Origin of the sequence: uncultured Microscilla sp., from assembly GCF_947493425.1 — a bacterium.
Taxonomy (GTDB): Bacteria; Bacteroidota; Bacteroidia; order Cytophagales; family Microscillaceae; genus Microscilla.
On record NZ_CANLRP010000035.1, the window covers coordinates 37456 to 58451 of the forward strand.

General features: G+C 41.6%; 15 protein-coding genes. 7 read left to right on the plus strand and 8 right to left on the minus strand.

Annotated features, from left to right (window positions below):
* Positions 1-125: 125 nt before the first annotated feature.
* Positions 126-950, plus strand: coding sequence for a universal stress protein (locus tag Q0954_RS11715; RefSeq protein WP_299457008.1), 825 nt, complete (start codon positions 126-128; stop codon positions 948-950).
* Between the two features lie 1005 nt (positions 951-1955).
* Positions 1956-4742 carry a M20/M25/M40 family metallo-hydrolase gene (locus Q0954_RS11720; protein ID WP_299457010.1) on the plus strand — a complete coding sequence of 929 codons (2787 nt, stop codon included), beginning with the start codon at positions 1956-1958 and terminating at the stop codon, positions 4740-4742.
* Positions 4743-5040: 298 nt separating this feature from the next.
* Here Q0954_RS11720 and Q0954_RS11725 read toward each other — a convergent pair whose 3' ends face one another.
* Positions 5041-5697, minus strand: coding sequence for a phenylalanine--tRNA ligase beta subunit-related protein (locus Q0954_RS11725; RefSeq protein ID WP_299457011.1), 657 nt, complete (start codon positions 5695-5697; stop codon positions 5041-5043).
* A 161-nt stretch (positions 5698-5858) separates the two neighbouring features.
* Between Q0954_RS11725 and Q0954_RS11730 the strand changes: the two genes are divergently transcribed.
* The 3 genes from Q0954_RS11730 (at position 5859) to Q0954_RS11740 (ending at position 9642) form a co-directional block, all read left to right on the plus strand.
* Complete coding sequence (locus Q0954_RS11730) at positions 5859-6734, plus strand: alpha/beta hydrolase (protein WP_299457012.1); 876 nt, start codon at positions 5859-5861, stop codon at positions 6732-6734.
* The gene (locus Q0954_RS11735; RefSeq protein ID WP_299457013.1) at positions 6731-7609 is read left to right on the plus strand and encodes an alpha/beta hydrolase; all 879 of its coding nucleotides are present in this window, start codon (positions 6731-6733) and stop codon (positions 7607-7609) included. The genes Q0954_RS11730 and Q0954_RS11735 overlap by 4 nt, the downstream gene beginning before the upstream one ends.
* Before the next feature lie 134 nt (positions 7610-7743).
* A complete protein-coding gene (locus tag Q0954_RS11740; RefSeq protein WP_299457014.1) occupies positions 7744-9642 on the plus strand; it encodes a CocE/NonD family hydrolase in 1899 nt (632 codons plus the stop codon).
* Positions 9643-9830: 188 nt separating this feature from the next.
* On the opposite strand, the gene Q0954_RS11745 is transcribed toward Q0954_RS11740, so the two are convergent.
* Positions 9831-10130 carry a hypothetical protein gene (locus tag Q0954_RS11745; protein WP_299457016.1) on the minus strand — a complete coding sequence of 100 codons (300 nt, stop codon included), beginning with the start codon at positions 10128-10130 and terminating at the stop codon, positions 9831-9833.
* A 32-nt stretch (positions 10131-10162) separates the two neighbouring features.
* Positions 10163-13144: a DUF4157 domain-containing protein gene (locus Q0954_RS11750; protein ID WP_299457018.1), complete on the minus strand. Its 2982-nt coding sequence runs from the start codon at positions 13142-13144 to the stop codon at positions 10163-10165.
* Positions 13145-13419: 275 nt separating this feature from the next.
* On the opposite strand from Q0954_RS11750, the gene Q0954_RS11755 reads away from it, so the two are divergent.
* Positions 13420-14817, plus strand: coding sequence for an ATP-binding protein (locus tag Q0954_RS11755; RefSeq protein ID WP_299457020.1), 1398 nt, complete (start codon positions 13420-13422; stop codon positions 14815-14817).
* A gap of 291 nt (positions 14818-15108) precedes the next feature.
* A complete protein-coding gene (locus Q0954_RS11760; protein WP_299457023.1) occupies positions 15109-16776 on the plus strand; it encodes an FAD-dependent oxidoreductase in 1668 nt (555 codons plus the stop codon).
* 58 nt (positions 16777-16834) lie between these two features.
* Here the strand turns inward: Q0954_RS11760 and Q0954_RS11765 are convergent, their stop codons facing one another.
* The 5 genes from Q0954_RS11765 to Q0954_RS11785 form a co-directional block, all read right to left on the minus strand.
* Positions 16835-17230, minus strand: coding sequence for a hypothetical protein (locus tag Q0954_RS11765; protein ID WP_299457026.1), 396 nt, complete (start codon positions 17228-17230; stop codon positions 16835-16837).
* 512 nt (positions 17231-17742) lie between these two features.
* Complete coding sequence (locus Q0954_RS11770; RefSeq protein ID WP_299457029.1) at positions 17743-18225, minus strand: hypothetical protein; 483 nt, start codon at positions 18223-18225, stop codon at positions 17743-17745.
* Positions 18226-18813: 588 nt separating this feature from the next.
* Positions 18814-19425 carry a hypothetical protein gene (locus tag Q0954_RS11775; RefSeq protein WP_299457031.1) on the minus strand — a complete coding sequence of 204 codons (612 nt, stop codon included), beginning with the start codon at positions 19423-19425 and terminating at the stop codon, positions 18814-18816.
* 82 nt (positions 19426-19507) lie between these two features.
* Positions 19508-20035, minus strand: coding sequence for a hypothetical protein (locus tag Q0954_RS11780; RefSeq protein ID WP_299457033.1), 528 nt, complete (start codon positions 20033-20035; stop codon positions 19508-19510).
* A 190-nt stretch (positions 20036-20225) separates the two neighbouring features.
* A complete protein-coding gene (locus Q0954_RS11785; RefSeq protein WP_299457035.1) occupies positions 20226-20894 on the minus strand; it encodes a hypothetical protein in 669 nt (222 codons plus the stop codon).
* Between the last annotated feature and the right edge of the window lie 102 nt (positions 20895-20996).

Sequence of the window (20996 nt, forward strand, 5' to 3'; positions counted from 1 at the left end):
ACCCAATTAAATAGTTTTTAAATTCATCAATAACTGATCACCAGCAAACAACTTTGACTAAAATCACTGCAGAGTATTGTATTATAAACAATCAAATTATCAACACACTGAATAAAATTACCGTTATGAAAAAAATACTTGTCCCCATCGATTTTTCTGAGCAATCAATCAACGCATTTAATGTAGCAAAAAATATAGCAAAAAAAGCAGATGCAGAAGTGCTTTTGCTGAATGTAATAGAACCTTATATGCCGTTTTCTGAGGTAGGCTATACTGCCACCGAACAAGACTATATTTCGCACTTGAAAGACACCTCTGTCAGTCATTTGAAAAGAATGGCAGAGGAAGACAACGGCATAAAAGTAAGTTCTCAGGTAGAGATAGGCAGTATTTTTAAAGTCATTAAAACTTATATTAATGATCAAGCCATTGACCTGGTAGTAATGGGCACACAGGGTGCCAGTGGGCTGGAAGAAATACTGATTGGCTCGAACACCGAAAAAATAGTAAGAACTTCTGCCTGCCCCGTGCTTACGGTGCGCAATACTGCTGATAGTTTTGAGGTAAAGGCATTGGTATTTGCCACCAACCTACGCCAAGAGCAGGTAAAAGCAGTAGAGATACTCAAAGAGTTCCAACAATTTTTTGGGGCACATATTCATCTGGTATATGTGAATACACCCAATGCTTTTTTGAGTTCGCACGAAATCAAAGAGCAAAGCGACGAGTTTGTAAAAAAAGCCAATCTCGAAAACTTTACCTTGCACGTAGAGTCTGACGTAAACGAAGAAATTGGGGTAATTCACGCGGCCGAAAACCTGGGGGTAGATATGATTGCTATGGGTACACATCAACGTAAAGGCTTGGCGCATTGGTTTGCGGGTAGTATAGCCGAAGATGTAGTAAACCACGCCAATCGTCCGGTACTCACTTTTGGCTTAAAAAACTAACCGCTTGCAGGTTTGTATCAACTATCCCAATCATTTAGATACAGTGCCCACAAGCACTGACTCAATTATATTATAAATAAGCACAATGTAACATCCGGCAGGTTTTGGGGCAACCCTTATCACCTGTCGGTTTTTTTGTGCATCGTAGTTGATTGTTTGAAGGAACTACCTGTATATTACAACTAAACTTTTAATATACCTGAAAACCCATTCAGTCACTCTACTCTTGTTTTATAACCAAGACGGCAAAAGGCTAAAATGCAAAGCGTTACTTCTCCCAATACTTTGCTTTCAAATACATTTTTAACCCCTCAAATAAAGGGATGTTTTCCTTAAATACAGCAAATCAACTCAAAATAATTTATTATAATTAAAATTAAATACAATATAAACTACCAATAAAACAAACAAAAACCCTATAATAAATGTTACAATTTGTATTTTAAAATCAAAAGTACTACAACAAAATATTTCATATCACGAAATAAGCTACCTCCCATATTTTCCTGGTGTTAACCTGGCATTAAGTCAGTTGTTTACCTAATATCCCCCTGCTGGATGTATAAGCCACTGATTTATTTACTACTTACAAAAGTGAGTATTATTACGGTTAACTGCTATTTACTTACGGTTCATCCCAAAGTTTACTTATTGCATTATACAATCATTTCCACAAAATGTTTCTGCTTACTTTTTGTATACCTCCTTTTTTGCCCAAAAAACCCTAAAAAATCTAACCTTACAGCCATTGTTTTACACAAACAATTAGTACTCCAGACACTAAATACGTAAAGCGGTATTCTGCACCTTTTGCCCTTTGGCTTCTCTTCAAAAATATCACGTAACTATGGCTATGCTCTATTTTTGAAGATCACCAAAGAACAAAATTCATCAAAATCCCTACTTTACCTACTTAGAAGCTAGAGTACTAGGGGTTACGACTCAAAATATTCGAGCATCGCCACCACCCAATTATATTACACAACTATTTACAAATAAAAAGTTATGAACAAACCACCGCTATTTAAAATCTACCTATTGTTGATATGCTTGCTGGGTTGCGTACTGAGCACAAACGCACAACAAACTGAGGCTCACCGTCACCAGGCAAGTGGTGCTTTGGCATCAGGACAGTTTTATGCTACAGCAGACGCCAAACACGCACTCGCTTTGAAAAAAGAGTTACCCAACGATATCTTTATTCTTGCCACTAAGTATGGGGTAAGTGCCATAAAACTGACTGAAAAAGGAGCACACGAACTGCACCACAAAGTATTGGTACACGGGCCTGGCTATGTATATAAAAACAGTCTGGCAAGCGCGCTTGAGGCATTGAACAACCCAGTAAGTAAAGCCAAACAGCAAAGAAAAACCGTTGCCTTTAACTACACCATTGACCAAGACGCCAAGGTATTGCAAAGCCTTGGAATGGTAAACAACATCAACGTTCAGAATACAATTCTCGACCTGGTAAGCTACGGTACGCGTTATCATACCAAAAGCTCGGCTACCCAATCGGCTATAGACCTCAAAGCCAAATGGGAAGCACTGGCTGTAGGTAGAAGCGATATTTCGGTACGTTTGGTAAACCATACCAGCTCTAATATGCCTTCAGTCGTCATGACTATTCAAGGAGCCGAAAACCCGGACGAATTTGTGATTATTGGCGGGCACCTCGACAGTACCAACCCCAGCAACAACAACAATGCACCTGGAGCAGATGACGACGCTTCAGGCATTGCCACCATTACCGAGGCAGCCAGGGTATTGATAGATATGAACTACAAACCCAAGCGCACTATAGAATTTATGGCGTACGCCGCCGAAGAAGTGGGTTTGAGGGGATCTAATGAAATAGCTCAAGACTACAAAAACAGGAATGTAAATGTGATAAGTTATGTGCAGTTTGACATGACCAACTACAATGGTTCTTCAAATGATGTGTACATTGTAAACGACTCTTATACTGACAATGCTTTGAATACGTTTTTGACCCAATTGATGGATCATTACAACGCTTCGGGTGTGCACAAGCTTACTTATGGTACTACCAAATGTAACTATGGCTGCTCTGACCACTACAGCTGGGCACAAAAAGGATACGATGCGGCTTTTCCACTAGAAGCCAGCTTTCAGGGCTCCAACCCTCACATACACACTGCCAACGATACTTATCAGAATTTCCCTACAGCAAACTCGGTACATGCCCAAAAATTTGTAAAACTAGCCCTTGAGTTTTTGATAGAGGTAAGTAAGTCGAGCGATGTTAACAATAACTGTGCAATACCTAGCAACCTCAACGCTTCTTCTATAGGCAATACCTCGGCTACCTTGTCTTGGTCGGGCAACGCCAATAGCTACAATATACGCTATAGAGCTCAGGGCAGTAGCAACTGGACTGCACTGAACACCAGCAATACATCTGCCAGCATAAGCAACTTGCTGCAAGGTACTGGGTATGAGTTTCAGGTGAGAGGGGTATGTACAGCAGGTAATTCCAGTTATTCGGCTTCAGCCAATTTTACTACTACCGGTACTCCCACCTGCAATGGTATCACGGTTTTTCCTTATACCGAAAGTTTTGAATCGGGTACGGGGGTGTGGACACAAGGCAACAGCGACAATATTGACTGGAGCCGTGACAATAACGGGACTCCTTCTAACAATACGGGACCATCAAGTGCTGCAGACGGCAATTATTATATGTATATCGAGGCTTCGTCGCCCAATTACCCCAGCAAAACCGCTGACTTATTAAGCCCTTGTATCAAGCTTTCTGACTTGTCGGCTCCACAGCTTAGTTTCAAATACCACATGTATGGCGCAGCTATGGGGACTCTGAAAGTGCAGATAAGTACTAATGGAGGCAGTAGCTGGACAGATTTATGGTCTAAGAGCGGCAACCAAGGCAACAACTGGAGCACGGCAAATATTGACTTACCTACTTCGTCAAGTGTCATTACTTTACGCTTTCGCGGAATTACCGGAAACAACTACACCAGTGATATTACCATAGATGAGCTACGCATTGGAGAAAAAACCGTTGCCCCGCTCAATTACTGCGCCTCTAAGGGCAACACAGTAAGCGATGAATGGATAGGCAGGGTAAGGGTTGGCAGCATTGATAATAGCTCTAACAATTCTAACGGAGGCTACTCTGATTTTACAGCACAATCTACCAACCTGAGTAAGGGCAGCAGTACTAACATTACCATTAACCCTGCCTGGAGTGGACAAACTTACTCTGAAGGATACGCGGTATGGATAGATTACAATCAAAATGGGGTATTTACTGATAGTGGTGAGTTGGTATTTTCTCAGAGCAGCACCAGTTCAAGCCAGGTAAGTGGTTCTTTTACTGTGCCCGCAGGCGCGGTTACTGGTAGTACCAGAATGAGGGTATCTATGAAATACAACGCCACGCCTACCGCTTGCGAGAGTTTTACTTATGGTGAAGTAGAAGATTATACTGTAAACATTGGAGGAAGTAGTTTTGCCAAACAAACCGCTTTAGCAAATTATGTAGAGGACAACCGCGTGTTGGATCAACTAGAAAATACTACCTCAAGATTTGCTCCCAACCCTACTTCGGGCTTTACGAGCATAGCAGTAGGCAAAGAAATGTTTGAGGTAAAGGTGTTTGACTTATATGGGGTAGAGTTGAAAAATATAGCTTATAAGCACAAAAGCGAGCACATTGTATTGGATGTGTCAAGGTTACGTGCTGGACAATATTTAGTAATTATGAAAAATAAAGATAAAGTCAAGGCAGAACGACTGGTGAAGGAATAAATATACTGCCTTTTCTGATAACAGACATAGGTTTTTAGTTGGCTGCCTGATTGTATTGTACAGTCAGGCAGTTTTGATTTTTGGTAAATGCTTTGGCGGTATTTGCTATTTTTTGTGTTAGCCTATGGTTGGCACACGGCGTTCTGCAAAGACAACTCAACCTAAACTACCCAAGGTAAAAAGAAGTGTAGCCGTAGGGACGATGCCTTGTGTATATTTTTACTTTCAGAATCATACTCGTTGATACCTACCAAAAGCGCATAGATTTTTTTTACCATAGTTCATATTGTTTAAATAACTACACCCGCCAACCCCCCAACTCTTCCCCTGCGGCAAAATCACGCAGTAATTGTTGAGCAGCGTCTAATGCTTGTGATAAATGAGTGTGCCCGCCAAAATTGAGAAAAACCAATAGCACTTTTTGGGTTTCGTTGGTAATACAAGTACGGGTAGAGTCGCTGGTGGGGCTACCAAAAGCTCCTACTGCATCACGAAAAACCGGCAAATGTTCAATGTTGATATTGCCTCGCCCGATGGCTTCATAGGGTTCGTTTGCCTGCCCCAAGTCTAGCAAAATATCGCCTTCTATTTTTTCCAGGTCATAGCCACCAATCGAAAACCCGGTATCAATAGATAAGTAGTTGATAATGTCTACTACGTTATTGATTTGATACAAGTCTTGCCCTTTCACAATACGTCTGTGCAATGCTTCGGCTGACAAACGGTAACGGCTGGGAGCCTTGCCCAATGCTTTGTAAGCCACGCGTGATGAAGCAATGGCCGGAATATCCTTGATCTGCTCCATAGGGAGATCTTGTTTTGCCTCGTACAACGCCAACATTTTTTGCCACAAGGCGTCATTTTTTGACTGAAGCTGTATGCTGGCAGACAAACACCCCAGCTCTAGCTGAGGGCAAAGTGCTTTGATATTGTCTGTAATTTTTATTTGTTTCAATGGGAATTATTTTTAATGTGTTGATGATACCACGAATAAAAAGAATAATCTGGGCTTTAACATTCCGTTAAGTGAATTATTCTCTGAAACCTACCATGTTTGTGTGAAAAAAATATTATTTTAACCATTCCTCAGGCAATCAATTTAAAAAAGTTACCACCATGCGCAAAACTTTATTGAAATGGGCTAAACGCCTGCTGATCACTCTGGTAATTCTGTTAGTGCTGGTACAAATCGTTTTTTTGTTTATGAAGTTTCGCATGAGCGACCAAAAAATAAAAGCCTACTTTGAGGCACGGTCTACTCCGGTAAAAATTGAACGCTATAAGGCAAGCAACCGCCAGATACGCTACATTGCTACTGGAGCCGACACTTTGCCGATGGTAATATTTGTGCACGGTGCTCCAGGTGGGTTAGACGCCTTCAAGGAGTTTTTGGCAGATAGCAATCTTACAAATAAGGCTCACCTGGTAGCAGTAGACCGCCCTGGCTACGGGTATTCAGGTTTTGGCAAGTCAGAACCCTCTATTCAAAAACAAGCCGAATTGCTGAGACCACTGCTAGACCTCAACCATTCGGGACGTCCGGCTATATTGGTAGGGCACTCGTATGGAGGACCTATAGTAGCACGCATGGCTATGGACTACCCCCACAAAGTAGCAGCTTTGGTGTTGGCTGCTCCAGCCATTGACCCTGATAATGAGAAAGTGTTTTGGATTTCTTATCCTATAGATTATGCGGTGTTGCGCTGGATGGTACCGCCTGCCTTTAGGGTAGCAAATGATGAAAAGCTCCATCACGCTCAACAACTCAGCCTGCTAAAAAACGACTGGAAAAAGCTCAAGTTACCCATTACCTATATTCACGGCAAAAAAGATATACTGGTGCCTTTTGCCAATACTGCTTTTGCAAAAAAAATGATGGTGAACGCCCAGCTAGAGGTAATTACAAAGGACAAAATGAATCACTTTATACCTTGGACTCACCCCCAATATATTCATCAGGCAATTCATAAATATTTAGCACAAACTCTATGACCTATTTTTTTCTCAGGCAACGCCTTGTGTTTATTCTTTGTTTGGCAAGCATTGGTATGCTAAGTACTGGTTGCATGAAAATGCGGGTAAACGACAGCGAAATCAAAGCATACTTTAGCAAAAAAACGACTCCAGTAAAAATCAAACGTTATAAGGTGGGCAAACGCACAATACGCTATATAGCCACCGGAGCCGATACTTTGCCGATGGTGATATTTGTACATGGTGCCCCTGGCGGGCTGGAGGCCTTCAATGCTTTTTTGGCAGATAGTGCCCTCAAGGGCAAGGCTCACCTGTTATCGGTAGACCGCCCTGGTTATGGGTATTCTAATTATGGTAAATCGGTGCCCTCTATCCAAAAACAAGCCGAACTGCTCAAGCCTTTGTTAGACAGCAACCGTTCGGGGTATCCGGCTATTCTGGTGGGTCACTCTTACGGGGGACCTATCATAGCCAAGATGGCTGCGCTCTACCCCAAGCAAGTGGCGGCGCTGGTACTGGCGGCACCTGCGATTGATCCGGCACACGAAAAAATATTTTGGATTTCTTACCCTGCCGACTGGTTGCTTATTCGCCTGATAATACCACGTGGCTTTAGGGTAGCAAACGACGAAAAGCTCAGCCATGTTGACGAATTGGAGCAAATGTATGACGATTGGTACAAATTGCGATTGCCAATTACTTATATTCATGGCAAGAGAGACATTGTAGTACCCTTTGCCAACGCAGCTTTCGCCAAGAGGATGATACGCAATGCTCCACTGGAGATGATCATTGATAAAAAAATGAATCATTTCATCCCCTGGACTCACCCTCAATACATTCGTACTGCCACCCTGAAGTATTTGAAAAATTTGAAAAAGTGGAAGAAATAAGGCTTTTACGATCACTCTTGCCTCGTCGTTGATGATGGGCTATGAATCAATCATTAAATATTTTTCATTTTTATGAATTGACCTGGTTATATTGGCTATTTATACCATTACTCTATCAAACAAAACCTTTTTTTATGAATCAGTTTTTACCCCACCTGAGAGTCTGTTTGTTGCTGAGCCTTTTGGTGGCCATTTCGTGCCGCTCTAGTTCTCAGAGCAATACTTTTGTAGAAGACAACTATCGCAAGTATGAACATCAAATACCTATGCGTGACGGCACGCGTTTATACACTGTGGTGTATGTGCCCAAAGACGCCAGCCCTGCCAACCAATACCCTATACTCATGAAACGTACCTGCTACAGTTGTCGTCCTTACGGGGCAGGTAAGTTTCCTTCTATGAGCCGCCTGGGACCATCTAAGTTTTTGGTACGCGACAAGTACATTTTTGTGCACCAAGACGTGCGCGGACGGTGGATGTCGGAAGGCAAATACGACAATATGCGCCCTCAGCTTCCTAAGGGAGCGAGAGAGAGTGCCAAAAATTTTGACGAAAGTACTGATACTTTTGATACTATAGAATGGTTGATAAAAAATGTAAAGCATCACAACGGCAAAGTAGGACAATGGGGCATTTCTTACCCAGGGTTTTACGCTGCAGTGGGTACCCTTGCCAACCACCCGGCTTTGAAGGCTTCATCGCCCCAAGCACCTATTGCAGATTTCTTTTTTGATGACTTCCACCACCGGGGCGCTTATACCTTGAGCTATTGGTTGGTTACGCCAGCATTTGGGATTCAGAAAAAAGAAAAAACAACTGAGCCCTGGTATAACTTTGTGCGCCCCAAGGAAAGCAATGGGTACGATTTTTACCTGAAAATGGGAAGCCTCAAAAATGCCGATAAATACTATGGTAAAGACAATTTCTTCTGGCAACAGTTGGTCAACCACCCCAACTATGACGAGTTTTGGCAAAAACGCAATTTATTGCCTCATCTCAAAGACATAAAACACGCTGTAATGACAGTAGGAGGCTGGTTTGATGCTGAAGACTTATCGGGTCCTTTGAACATTTACAAAACTATAGAAAAAAACAGCCCAGAAGCCCACAACACTATAGTAATGGGTCCTTGGTCGCACGGTGACTGGGCGAGTAGCAAAAAACAACAAATCATCAATGACATTTATTTTGGGGATGATATTTCTGAGTTTTATCAAAGTACCATTGAATTTAATTTTTTCAGTAAGTTTCTGAAAAACAGAAAAATGCCTCCATTACCCGAAGCATATATGTTTGATACTGGGCTAAAGAAATGGCAAAAGTTTAATCAATGGCCTGTGCCTAAAGCCAGTAAGGTGAAAATGTTTTTGCAGGAAGGCGAAAAGCTGACAATGAATGCCCCCAGTTCAAAAACTGCTTTTACGGAGTTTATGAGCGACCCCAACAAACCAGTGCCCTATACCGAAGACCACCGCATTGTGTTTACTCCCCGCCCTTATATGACAGACGACCAACGATTTGCCAGTCGCCGACCCGATGTATTGGTTTTTCAAAGCGAAGTACTCAAAGAAGATATAACGCTGGGGGGCGAGCTAATGGCAAAACTGAAGGTATCTACCACGGGTACTGATGCTGATTGGGTGGTAAAACTGATAGATGTGTATCCTGATGATGCCAAAGGGCACCCAAAACTTGCCAAACATATAAAAATGGGAGGATATCAACAGATGGTACGCAGTGAAATTATGCGAGGACGCTTTCGCGAAAGCTTTGAAAAACCGAAGCCCTTTGTACCTAACCAGGTAACCGAAGTAAACTTTCCATTACAAGACGTATTGCACACCTTTAAGAAGGGGCACCGCATTATGATTCAGGTACAAAGCACATGGTTTCCGTTATTTGACCGCAATCCGCAAAAATATGTACCCAACATATTTAAAGCCAACGATGACGACTTTGTAAAGCAAATGCACAGGGTATACCATAATGCCAAAAACCCGTCTTATATAGAAGTAGAAGTACTAAAAAAGTAGGCTGTTAAGGCTGTCAAAAAAACTCCCCTTGAATTTGAAGAGATGACTCGACAATTCAAGGGGAGTTAATTTATAAAAACAGCCGTACTGTCCGCTCTGGTAAAGGGGCTTATATCCATCATTGGGTATATAACCCTCTTCATTACACAACAAAGACAAAAAGTCTTCAGGAAAAACAGTCCTGTGGGTTATTTGTCAACATCTGGCAAATGTTGCACTACCACCCCCCCAAAGCGCCCTTCTTCTGCCCTAAATGCACTTTCGTTGATATAGCAGGTCAAAGAGTCGTAAGGCACTGGCGGATTTACATCTGTATAAAACCCTTGCACACTGTCCGAAAACTCGTCGTTGACATAGGCGACAGTACGCCCTTCTTTATCTGTCAATAATTGATAACAATCGTTGCAAATGCGACGAGGATAACGACCAGTAAGGTCAATGGCTTGTTGGCAATGGCTACAATACTGGGGTTGATTCTGATCTTTCATTATTTTGTATCTGATATTATGTGGCCGATTATTTAGTTTTGGGTCATTACTACCCTTGTATAGGGGCGTTTGTCATTGGGTACATTGTCTCGGTTATCATTCACCCCAGGAGTAACCGCCGTTACAGTGAAAGTAGTACCAGGTTGCAACAATACTTCTTCTTCTGCCTGATACCTCGAAATAGAAGAAACATCTTTACCCGTATTGACCTGCATTTCTATAAGCACAGGAGTCGTAATGCGCCCTGTCTGCATAAAAGGATGTGTACGGTCAATATTTTTGGTTGTACTAGTAAATTTATGCAGGGTTTTGGTTTGCCCTAATGTAAAAGTATCCCAAGGTAAACTACCTTGCCCCCGGTATACACTGCCAACGTGATCTGGTAAATCTCTTAAGGCATTGTACAATATGGCATTATGTGTTTTGCCTTCTTTCAACAACTCACTTAAGCTTACATTACCTGCTTCATAATCATTTTTAAGGTGTAGCAATTCGTGCTTATTCTCTACTTGGTGCTTTATTTTTTGTTTAGCCACCAAATCACCACTTTCTTTGGCTGGATTTTGCACCAAATACCCCCCACCAGTATACAACCTGATAGCAGCAGCAGCGGCAGGACTTAAACGATCTTGTAAGTCTGGTGCCAGCGTACCATAAGCAGTCCAAGGGTCAATCATTTCATTTTGTACCAAAGCAAAATCTGCCCGGTGCCCATCATATACAATCTCATCGGGGAACATGCCATTTTCACAAACATTGGCTCTGATTTGTTGGATAGTCAGTGGAGAAATTTTATGGTAGGCATAAGGACCTTCTTCATACTCTAGTCCAAACGACTTGGACACCGACATAATCTCATGAAAGCTATGATCGTTGCTGGTAAGCATCCAACCCAACAGGCCTAAACGAAAATTGGCTGCTTGTCCTGACAATCCCAGAAAGTTTAAAGCACTCAACATTCGGTCGGTAGTGCCTGAAGGCCCGGCTACTACTGGCATTTTCAATTCTTTGACTGCTTTTTTCATCCAACTGTTTTTAAGGTTGGGGTTAAATCTGGTTCCCCCCTCTTCCCAAGGCAACTCCTTGTCGTGGTCATAAGTATCTATACCCATGAACCTCGATAAATGCCCTCCAAATATGGTGTCTTTTTCATAAGAGGGGTTTTGCTCTTGAATAAACAACTTTTCCCGATCGCTTAGCTCTGCGCTAAAGCCTTTGGTGTTGGTCAAATCGCTCGACTTGCGGGTGCTCCCACTGTATACCTTATTTAACTCTCTCTGCAAAGCCTCTATGCTTTGACGTTTGGTCTGCACATCAACTTCTTCTTGTCCTTGGTGATCTTTGAGCCATTTCCAGCTCAAGTTTTTCATCGTTTTATAATTTCTCAACTTATCATTGCTATTGACAGCATTGGTAAAGCCCGTCAAAGCAGTTTGTATCTTGGCAAAAGTACTGGTATTCAAGGCATTGCCAAGCATACCATTGGGGTCTCCTTGTAAGTCTTCCGGGCGAAAGCCAAATTGATCAAAATTAAAATTGAAAGCCTCCGGCGAAAAAGTGCCTAAATCAAAGGCTTCTGAACGCCCCTCTTTTTCAAATATTCCTTTTTGTCCTTGCTTTAGCGCATCATCATTGCCCCTTACATAAGGATCGGCAGCAGCCGTATACAAATCCTGCATTTTTTCCTGGTGCCCCAAAAGCCCTAAAGCGCCCCAGCCAAACTGATTGGGGTAATCTTCTATTTGGTTTTTGCGGGCTTCAATACTATTGATGCCTTCATTGCCAATGCCTTTGTCGCTCAAAGACTGTCTGGCCTGTTGCCAGGTTTGCCCATCCATGCTTCCGGTAAGTTTAATGTGCTCAGTCACCATGTTTTTAAATGGCCCTAGCGAAGCATTATAAAATGCAGTGAGTTTTTCACGTAGGTTGCCCTGGTTAACTACTTCCATTACCCGATTTACATCGTTGCCTACATTGCCGGCATATTTGGCATTATTCCCGCCAAAAACATTTCCTGCCAAGCTATTGTCAGCTTCCACTCCCATTACTTCGCTCATTTTGTTGAGCGCAGTAGTGACTGCTGCTTGAGCGCCTCCATGATTAAAAAGGTAAAGCCCTAAGTTATGCTCAAACTTTTTGGCTTCTTTAAAGTATTTTGCGTCATCATTTCTCGACGCCATCTCTTCGTTTACCAGGGCAAGTAAGCCTCGTATGCTGTCTCTTTTGGTATTGGCATTGGCAGAGTGGGCTTTTTGATTGTCTTTCAACCATTTTTCTGACAGTTGCTTGATTTGTTTGAGCAACTGATCTTTTTCTGATTGGTTGGCAGATGCCTGATAAGTCGCCAATTTAACGCTGATTTCCTGAAAGGTGCTGGTACCAAAAAGATTGCCTAACATACCAGAACCTTGCCCCGACAGGGCATAGGCGCCCAGGTTAAACTGTATGGGAGCTTCAGAGCTGTTGCTGTCAGCTACCCGCTGAACTGGAGCATCGACATTGCTTTTCATTTGCATGGCTTTAGCTCCTATATCATCTGCTTCTTTTTCTAGCTGGGGGTCGTTGTTAATGCCTAACCCATTGTTTGCCTGAATCGTGGGTTGCACCCGCCCCTGTTTTTGTTGGGCTACGTGGGTAAGTTCATGCCCCAGGTGACGCTCTTTGCCCGGAGCCAGGTGTACTTGGTTGCCTTGAGCAGTAGCTTCGGCCTTCATTTGGGTGGGCAGGCTTGAGTTGTAGTGTACCTGGGCGTCCGAAACATCGGTACCCATGAGGTTACTTACGTTGGCTTTTACCTGTGCTTCGTTTGCTCCTCCGGTTTGGCGTTGTACCGGGCGTTGTTTTGCCTGAATGGGTGGTGGTGTTTTATCTTTTCGCTGTACAGTTTGCTGCTTTGCCTGAATGGGTGGCTTACCGCTTTCTTTGGTTTGTTTTGCCCCAGGTGCTTTTTTTTGTTGTACAATGTGTGGAGAGGTGTTTTGTTCTTGTGCCTCTTTACTTTGATCTTTATGCATATTAACAGGTATTTTGTGGTTTTAGATTGAGTCCTGAGCGTACTCCTGTATTATAAGTGTAATTATTTTAATAGTATTAAAACTTGATGCAATTAAACAAATTCTCTATAATAATGGTACACGTTTCTTGTTTGTGTGGCAATTAAACATACATTGTGATTTTTTATTAAAAATAGTAATTTACCTCGTTGGGTAACCAAGCTTTTTTCTTAGCAAATATCTACGTAGTTTTAGGTGAACAATTCACCCAAACTATATCTTATTACAAACCACCCATGTCTAAAGTTATATCAGTAGCCGACCTCAACCAACTAGCCACATTTGCCAACATCCCTGACCACCAACTACAATGGCTTATTGAACACTCCACCGTGGTAGAGTTGCCCGATGGAGGGGAGTTTTTTAAAAAAGGCGACCCCATAGACCATACCCATTTTGTATTGGAGGGTAAGATTTCGTTTAGAACCGAGCAAGCCGGACAATTTAGAGAGATCGCTCAGGCAAGCAAAGGTGAGGTAAGTGGTATTTTGCCTTTTTCACGGGGCACTACCGCTACAGGCTTTGGGATTACTTCTAAAAACACCACCATTATGTCATTGTCCAGAGCATTTTTCAAAGAAATGATTCGCGACCATTATGAGCTTACCGAAATGCTGGTACATACCATGACCAATCGGGTACGTAGCTTTACCAAACAACAAGAACAAAACGGTCGTATGATTGCCTTGGGTAAGATTTCGGCAGGCTTGGCGCATGAACTCAACAACCCTGCCTCGGCGGTAGTACGCAGCGCTGCAGAACTCAAACGGCAACTTCAATTACAGCCCAACAACTTTAAAAAAGTAATGTCTATAAGAATGGAACCCACTCAGGTAGACGCAGTCAATGAATTGTTGTTTGCCAAAGCTGGTGCAGGTCCTCGCACTGATATGAGCCTGATGGAGAAAACAGACTTGGAAGATGAGCTTACCGACTGGCTGGAAGAACACGGCATAGATGATGGCAGCGAAATAGCCGAAACACTCGCTGAGTTTAATTGTGATATAGATATGCTGGAACAAATGTATGTGCATGTACCTGACGAACACTTTCCTCCGGTGGCCAATTGGATAAAAAGTGTGTTAAGTACCGAAAAGCTTGTCACTGAAATAGAAGAGGCCTCTTCGCGCATTGCCAAGCTGGTAACTTCGGTGAAGTCGTACACCCACATGGACCAAGCCCCCGAACAGCAAATGGCTGATGTACGAGTGGGTATTCGCAATACGCTGACTATTTTGGGACATAAGATTAAAAAACAACAAATTGCCCTCAAAGAAAAATTCCCGAAAGGGATGCCCCAAGTAAAAGTATTTGTAAGTGAACTGAATCAGGTATGGACTAACTTGATGGACAACGCCATAGATGCCATGCCTGAAGGGGGCACCCTGGAAATAGCGGCTGATTTCGACGATGACTACTTGCGCGTCTATATCATTGACAATGGCACGGGCATACCCGAAGACGTTTTAGGTAAAATATTCGACCCGTTTTTTACTACCAAGGCAATGGGCAAAGGCTCTGGCATGGGGCTAGATATGGTGCAACGAATTGTACGCCAACATCAGGCTGAAATCAGGGTAGAGTCTGTTCCTGGGCGCACTCAGTTTATGGTGTGTTTTTCACGAAATATATAATATAGCTGGTAGTATTTAGGAACGTGATCGCAATAACTGTCCGATTTAGAACAAATTAGCTTCGCAGAGCTTGAACTTCGTTCTGCGGTTCTCTTTACTGGGTTTCGTTACTTTTTTCGCCGTAGCTATGGCTACGCCTGTAAAAAGCGCCTCAGTCAGTTTTGAGCATAAGCTCTCAATCTCGACACTTATTTTGAACATGTTCCTTAGTCGAGAGTTGAGAGTTTCTACACGAAGCTGAAAAACTGTCGGCTACAGACCCCTGACTATAGACTAAAGTACTAAACTATCATGAGTAAAAAGAAACCCATCATTTTTGCGGTAGATGACGAACCGCAAGTATTAAGCGCACTGCAACGCGACTTACGAAAGCAATACCGGAAGGAGTACAAAGTAATGAGTACTACCTCGGTAAAAGAAGCACTGGAAACTTTGCAGGAATTAAAAAATAAAAACGAAGTGGTTGCCTTATTTTTGTCTGACCAACGCATGCCCGAAATGCTGGGGGTTGAATACCTGGAGCAGGCGGTAGAGGTTTTTCCGGAAGCAAAAAGGGTATTGGTGACTGCCTACTCAGACATAGAAGCTGCGATTAAAGGTATCAACGATGTACAACTCGACTACTACATTACCAAACCCTGGGACCCACCCGAAGAGAAGCTGTTTCCAGTAATACAAGACTTGCTCGATGTCTGGCAAATGAATTACAAACCGGGGTTTAATGGCATTCGAATTTTGGGTTATCAATTTTCTCCCAAATCGCACCAAATCAAAGATTTTCTGGCAGGAAACCTGGTGCCTTATCAGTGGTTAGACATTGAACAAAGCGAAGAAGCCCAGCAACTGGCCACCCTGAACAATATTGATTATAAAAATTTGCCTGCGGTATTTTTTGAAGACGGTGAGTTTTTGACCAACCCCAGCCTGCTTGACATTGGCAGCAAAACAGGGCATCAATCGCAAGCCTCTGACACTATGTATGATGTAACCATTATAGGTGCTGGACCTGCCGGGTTGTCGGCAGCAGTATATGGAGGGTCGGAAGGACTAAAAACTCTTTTGATAGAGCGGAGGGCGCCAGGTGGTCAAGCAGGAACCAGCTCTCGTATCGAAAACTACCTGGGCTTTCCGTCGGGCTTAAGCGGGCAGGACTTATCGAGGCGCGCCATTACTCAGGCTACCCGCTTTGGCATTGAGTTTTTGTCTCCGGTGCAGGTGACTAATATAGAGACCAAGGACAATTACAAAATTATTACTTTAGACGATGGCAAAACCATTCATACCCGTGCGGTAATAGTGACTACTGGAGTAGACTACCGAAAGCTGGAAGCCCCCGGAATGAATGACTTTACCGGAGCCGGTATTTATTATGGGGCAGCTACTACCGAGGCCGCTGCCTGCCGCGACAAAGATGTATATATAGTAGGCGGTGGAAACTCTGCCGGACAAGGTGCCATGTATTTGGCAAAATTTGCCCGTCACGTATACATTGTTATTCGCAAACCCAACCTCAACTTTAGCATGTCGCAATATTTGATAGACCAAATAGCAGGCACCGAAAATATTACCTTATTGCCCTACACCACCATAACGGCTGCCAAAGGGAGCGACCACCTTCAGCAAATAGTATTGCAAAATGTTCAAACCAAAGCTGAGGAAGAACGTGAGGCGGGGGCTTTGTTTATTTTTATTGGCGCCAAACCTTATACCGAGTGGATAGACTTAGAGGTGTTGCGCAACCAACGGGGTTTTTTAGAAACCGGACGCGAACTGCTCAAGTACCATGAGTTTCATAAGGCCTGGATACCACAACGTGAGCCTTTTTTGCTCGAAACCAGCGTGCCTGGCATATTTGCCGCTGGCGATGTACGCGCCGGGGCTATGAACCGGGTAGCGTCGGCAGTAGGTGAAGGGGCTATGGCGATCAAATTTGTGCACGAGTACCTGGCTGAGAACTGATGTATTGTAAATAATCTAAAAAGCCCACCTCAGGTAAAAATGAGGTGGGCTTTTACACTTAATCATAAAATATCCTGCGCCAGGTAATAAAACCTTTGTCTACTTTCATTGTATCAATTCTTTTATGAATACTGGCAGGCTTTAGTCTTGAATACAAAAGGTTGTTAAAGCCAGGAAACCTTGTAGAGTGAATTACCGCGACATAATCCCCTTTAGAAATATTGTGACTATTACCTATATCCTGACAATCCTGATATGTTTTGTTCTTCCAAGAAAAACTATAACACACCCTGACGTCACTAACGGATGTTGTGACAGCAACGGCATATTTACCATAGTTTCGCAAATCATAGTATCTAAACCATACCAGGACTGCAACAAAAACAACACCCAATACAATTGAATAATAAAAAGACTTTATGTTGGGCTCAGGCATTGCTTTTTTATTGTTCATGTTAAGATTGATGAGTGTTAAAAATGAGTAACTAAGCTTTCGTAGGTTACAAGTTTGTTCTTTTATAAAATTTAGCAATGTATTAAGATTCGTTTAATAATTTAAGAATCGCATGTTTGTAAGCCGTTCCTTTTGCTCCAGGTCAAAAGGAACCAAAACCCCGCAGCTGTAGTTTGTTTTGTCTAAATCTGTGGCACTACGCCGAACCGCAGGGCGAAGCCCAAGCTCTGCCTTTTTCGGCTAAACAGCTCAAACTCGCTTCGCTCAAACAGTGATCTGTTTTTACGGCTTCGTTTCACAGATTCCCCGAATACAAGTTCGGTTTACAACTCCGAGCTTGTACTCGGAGGATTTTCAACTTAACGACAACAAACTAAGGCTGAATCTAGCTAACGCACTCATAAAACAATGCTGTATTTTTATGAATTAACCAAAAATTATCACTAGGAAAGGTCAGTGAGTAATGGGGTCAAACTAAATGCCTGAAGGTTGGCCTCCAACTTACCCGACGATTAATAATACCCATAACCACTATTTTTTTTCTGCTCTTCAAACCGCTCATGAAGCCTATTGGAGCCCAACGCCCTGTTATGATACGAAATGCCTTCCACTGGATCGTCTTTAAAAATACTTTTCCCAAAAGGGATAGAGGGAGAGTTATTCCAATAATCTAATTTATTTGTGATGATTTTTTCAATCCTGGGGTTTATCAAGCCCATTGTTTGTATGGCAGTAATTGCAGCACGAGAAACAGCCTCCGAATTACTCTCTATTTTTTTTAACAAAATGGGCAGGGCAGAGTGAGCCTTCAAATCTGAGAGCGCCTCTATAATATCGACGGTCAAGGAGGGGCGTTTACCCTCAGGAATACGAGATATATTTTTTATTACAAACTGCAAGCTTCCAATGTTACCTTGAGCTTTCCACTTCGCTATATCTTTTACCAGGGGTTCGTACCAACCACAAAAAAACAAAAACTTGTTGATTAGGTGCATGTTTGACTCATGTTTTTATACCTGCCACGTACTCAGAGGGTTGTATTTTTGGGCGATGTTTGGACTCTTTTATTTTCATTCACCTTCGCTTCAACAAGTGGGCTTGTTACGACTTTACTTTGGATGGATCAAAGCCTATTAACCAAAAAAATAAAACAATCGCCAGTGTACTAACGACAATAGATAGTACTTTTTTTATTGTGAACCAGTTTTCTTTATATTCAATAGAGTACCAAGTGAGTGTTATCACTTCTGCGAGGTTTTTCGCCAAAATAAGTGAAGGGAAGGTAATTATAATAAAGTTAAATGTTTTACTAATAGACCCCGAACTTATGGTTAGTATAATAACTCCTAAAATAATTATGAAATTGTCTAATAAAAAATCTGATGCTTTTTTCATCTTTTGAGCGTGTGACTATAAGCAAAGCACTACCTTCGGCAAAAGCCCATCTTTAATCAACGAATCAGGCTTTGTTTTTTTAACGCACAGCCGATGACGTGATTATGTAAAAAAACTTGTTTTATGAAGGGTTAAACTTGTTGTCGTTTATTTAGTATGGGGCAAGAACCTAAACTAGGCTGGAAGTGTTACCAATTTGGTTGATAACCTGATTCAAATTTTATTGGCGAAAAATGCCCAAAAGATTGTTTTTTAGTAACAAAAGTATCTATGACGGTTTTAAAGTCTCTTTCGTCTAAACGATAGAGTAACTTTAAAAACCCTGATTGTAGATCGTATACTTTTACAGCTTGTTGCATACCTATCACATTGTCATGAACTTCAACAATTATTCTTCCATCATCTCGCACCGAGTAATAGCCATAACGAAACATATCTACATATTTCTCTCTCAGAGAATCTAATGGAGGACAGTTCTCCTTACATTCATAGGTACACGCAATATAATGTCCCGATTCAAAGAACCTATCAAAAATAAAATGCTTTGGTAATTTCTTACGATTTGAGCTAATATATATACCATCTGTTCTTACGGTGTTTGTACCTGACAAATGTAAGTTTTGACGATAAAGCTTGAATCTCTTCTTCCTAAAACGTTTTTTTGAAATATGCCAATGCGTGCTGTACTTTGGGTGATTACTGTCTATGATAATCCAAATCCAACAAGAAGGCAAAAACAAGAATGCCAAATACACTGCTATTTTTAATGACTTCAATTGCACACTTTCTTTGTTACTCAATTATTATTACTTTATGATTTTTATTCTGTAAAGAAAACTGACCAACAAAGGTTCAAAACTTTCTTGTTATTTGTCTATTTGTTTAAACAAGTGCTACATCATTCAAAAGATAATCTGCATACCCCTTTCTAAAAGCTACATAAGTAACACCAGAATACAAACAAGCTGAAGTAATAAAGGTGATTTTTTGCACAAGGGTATCGTTTCCTAACCATAAGCCAGGAATACTAAATACCATCAATGTACAGATCAAGTGCAAAGGCAAAAAAAGTTGCGCCAACACTTGCTCTGATTTACCATTCATAATGCCATCTTCCTCCCCTTCTTTCTTTACTTTCTGTTTGCCCTTAACTTTTCTCACTATGTACCGAATAAGCTTAAGAATTAACATAATCATCCAAACCAGGAAGGTTCCTGCATGCCAGACTTGTACCAATATAATAAAAAGGAATAATGATATTTGACATAGTATAAAACCGCCCCAAAAGCCACCTGCACCAGATACATTAATCACATCCATAAAAGCAGAAATTAATAAAGGTATAACTACAAAGGTGAGCAATCCTACTCCTATTTTCTGCTCTGATGTCCTAATTTTATTTTCTTGCATTTTTTTCAGTGTAAGCTCTTAACCAAAGCAAGATGAGATTGTCTTTTAAAACTTTTGGATAGTCTTATATTTGCATATTTGACAAAAATCACTTCAGGTTCGCTGTTATTTCGCTAGATTATTTATTTTATCACCCATTTCTTCTCGTTGTTGTTTGGATGAACCAGGCAACCTGAAAGCAAATGCATTACTACCAAAACCTCCACCAAGGCTTAATGCTTCGCTTTGCCTCTAAACTGAGCCTATGTTCTTCAGCCCCTCCTCGTTTTACTCTTATTAGTGTCCAATTTACATCACTATGATCAGCCTCAACGTTTAACCCAAAATGTTTTGCATAAAGTATGATGCTTTCATCATCAAAGTAATATGAGGTTTCACCATCGAATCGTTTAAATGAAATTCCTGGCTGTTCTGATTCGAAATCCAGCTTTTCACCAAAGTTAACTCCTTCTATATCCTTGCCATCCTTATCAACATCACCAGAATCAATTTCTCTTATTTTTTGACCCGACTTATAGATGCCAAGATAAGCATACATGGAGATAGAGTCATAAATAGTAACCATAGCATAGGCATCGAATACTCTTGAAAGCTCTTTCATCCAGCTTTCTAAGCTGCTAAAGTTATTATAATGTATAACAATCCATTCCGGCTCACACTTTCCGATGAGTAAACAGCTTGGCAAAGCTGTATTTATTTTCTGACCAAGACAAGAAGGCAAACCCTCAACATCGCGTTCTATAGTACAATCAAACCCTTCTAGCAGACTCAAAATCACGCTTTTAACTTTCTCTAAATCACCAGAGTTTATATAAAAACAAGTAAAAGTAGTCATCTTATAAACTTTATTTTGTTTCAATCACTTTTACCGGAATATTAAAAGTCTAAGGAATGGTGTAAAAATAAATTTCTATAGTTTAATAAAATATTTTGTTGCTAGACGAGGCAAAAAATCGGCTAA